This is a genomic window from Kitasatospora sp. NPDC091257, from assembly GCF_044757675.1.
Taxonomy (GTDB): domain Bacteria; phylum Actinomycetota; class Actinomycetes; order Streptomycetales; family Streptomycetaceae; genus Kitasatospora; species Kitasatospora lactacystinica.
This window is the reverse complement of record NZ_JBIVVI010001366.1, coordinates 1-2,204: the sequence shown is the minus strand read 5'-3', so window position 1 is coordinate 2,204 and position 2,204 is coordinate 1. Positions and strand designations below refer to the sequence as shown.

Here is a 2,204-nt window from a genome sequence, read left to right as displayed (position 1 = left end):
CCCGACCCCCACCGACCTCCCCACCCACGCCCCCACCGCCCGCCGCATCTACGTCGCCACCATCCCCGGCGGCCTGCCGGGCGCCGCCGACATCTACATCCGCGCCACCGGCTGACCCGCCGCCCGGGCGGGTCAGGCCACGTTCCGGTCGATGGTGAAGGCCATGACGCTGCCGGGCTGGAGGGGGAACGGCAGTTGGATCAGCCCGGCCGTGCTGTTGAACGGTTCGGGGAAGGTGGCCCGGACGCTCGCACCGTGGGCGGCCCCGAGCGCGCTGATCTCCGACGCGTTCACGCTCAGGCGGGTCGGCCGGAGTGCCGGGTCGACGGTGAGCCGGTACTCTGCATCGGTGACATGGCGGAACACCTGGGCCTGGACGCGAATCCGTCGGTCGTTGCCCACGAACTTGCGTGCCGTGACGCTCAGCTCCACCAGATGGCCCGCGGTGGTCTGTGCCTCGCGCGGTACCGCGAAGTGTTCGACCCTGGCGCGCCCGCCGACGATTGCCTCGTGCGTCGCGGACGTGCGTTCCAGATCCCGGTTGTCGACCCTGACCGCGCCGACTCTGAAGACTCCCGGGTCGTCCGGGTCCAGGTTGTCGTCGATCATCCACCGGAGCAGGCACTCGGGCCCGGTGAAGCCGTCCAGGCCGGCGTCGTCGTTGGAGGCGAGGCAAGCGATCGTCACCGTTCCGGGCAAGGCCTGGACGCGGTAGGAGATCCGGAAGCTCTGGTAGAGGTAGTCGGGATGGGCGTCACCGTCCGGTGCGGGGGAGAGCAGGCAGTCGTAGCGGTAGGCGGACAGTGCTCCGGCGAACAACGGGTCGCGCACCGGGCCGAGCACGTCCTGCATGCCGCGAAGCACGGCGCTGTCCACCTGCTCCGTGGTCTCCCGTACGGTGAGGGAGCCGATCGCCAGCGTGACGGCCGCCGCCGACACGAAGGCGCCGCCGATGAGGCTGAGGACGGTGGCGAGGACCTGCTGGTGGGTCATCAGTGCCGCGGTCACCACGCACGCCAACCCCACCGTCAGCGCGAGGGTGTTGACCAGTGCGAGGATCTTGCGCAGTTGTCGTTCACGAGACACGGTCACACGCCACCCCCGGTGGGCCGCGTCAGAGCGCCGACCCCTCTGCGATGATCCGGACGATCCGTTCGGAGACCTCCCCGATCTCCTGTGCCGTACGAACGTTATCGGCCTGTCCCTCGGTCAGAAAGACCATGGCGATGCGGTTCGCGGGATGCAGCACGATGCCCGCGTCGTTCACGATGCCGCGAAGGCTCCCGGTCTTGTGCCGCACCGGGACCTCGTCGTCCAGACGGGACGGAATCCGGTCGTTGCGCAGGTAGTTGACCAGGTAGCGCCGGACCGGTCCGAGGTGTGGCGTCCGGTCGATGTACTCGACCAACCGCAGCATGTCCTCGGCGGTGGTGGTGTTGGCCCGGCCGAGCGGACCGAGTTCCTGCTCGGAGAACCCGGCGGGGAAGGCCGTGCTGTGCAGCCCGACGGCCTTGATCGTGGCGTCGATCCGCTCCTGGCCCAGGACGGCGCGTACGTGTTCGGCTGCCGGATTGTCGCTGGTCACCAGTGCGAAGCCGCACAACTCCCGTACGGTGACGGTCGAGTCGGGGTCGAGGGCCTGGAGCACGCTCGGGTACATCGTGCCCGGGAGGGCCCCGATCCGGACGCGTTCATCGAGGTCGAGCTCGCCGCGTTCGGCGGAGTCGAAGAGGGCGACCCCGAGGATCATCTTGGCCAGGCTCGCCGCGGGAAGTGCCAGGTCTGCCCGGTGGGCGACGGTGAGCCGGGGGCTGTCGAGCGTTTTGACCAGGACGCTGCGCACGCCCGTGCCGCCGGCCCTTGCGAACCCTTCGACCTGTGCGGTGATCGCGGAGCGCAGTTCGTCGGAATCGACCATCGGGCAACCCTCTTTCTCCCGCCCTGGTTGAGCCGGGCCAACGGCCCCCTACCCGCGTGGGAGCGCCGTACGCCCCGGTCCGGAGGCCGGGGCGAGGGAGGTCGGAAACGGCCGAACGCCTGCGGGGGGGCACCCGGCAGGCGTTCGAGGACTGCGGTCAGCGGGCGGTGGCCGGTTCGGGCTGGGGGGTGGGCGCGGTGGCCGGTGCCGGTGCCGGTGCCGGTGCCGGTGTCGGTGTCGGGGCGGGGGTGCGGCGGGCGGGGGCCTGGCCGACGAGCAGATCGGA

At 70.8% G+C, this 2,204-nt stretch carries 2 protein-coding genes; both read right to left on the bottom strand.

Annotation, left to right across the window (positions count from 1 at the left end; genetic code table 11):
* Window positions 1-132 precede the first annotated feature (132 nt).
* The gene (locus tag ACIQOV_RS38330; protein WP_401055390.1) at window positions 133-1,086 is read right to left on the bottom strand and encodes a hypothetical protein; all 954 of its coding nucleotides are present in this window, start codon (window positions 1,084-1,086) and stop codon (window positions 133-135) included.
* A 28-nt stretch (window positions 1,087-1,114) separates the two neighbouring features.
* Window positions 1,115-1,918, bottom strand: coding sequence for a serine hydrolase (locus ACIQOV_RS38325; protein ID WP_401055388.1), 804 nt, complete (start codon window positions 1,916-1,918; stop codon window positions 1,115-1,117).
* Window positions 1,919-2,204: the final 286 nt, after the last annotated feature.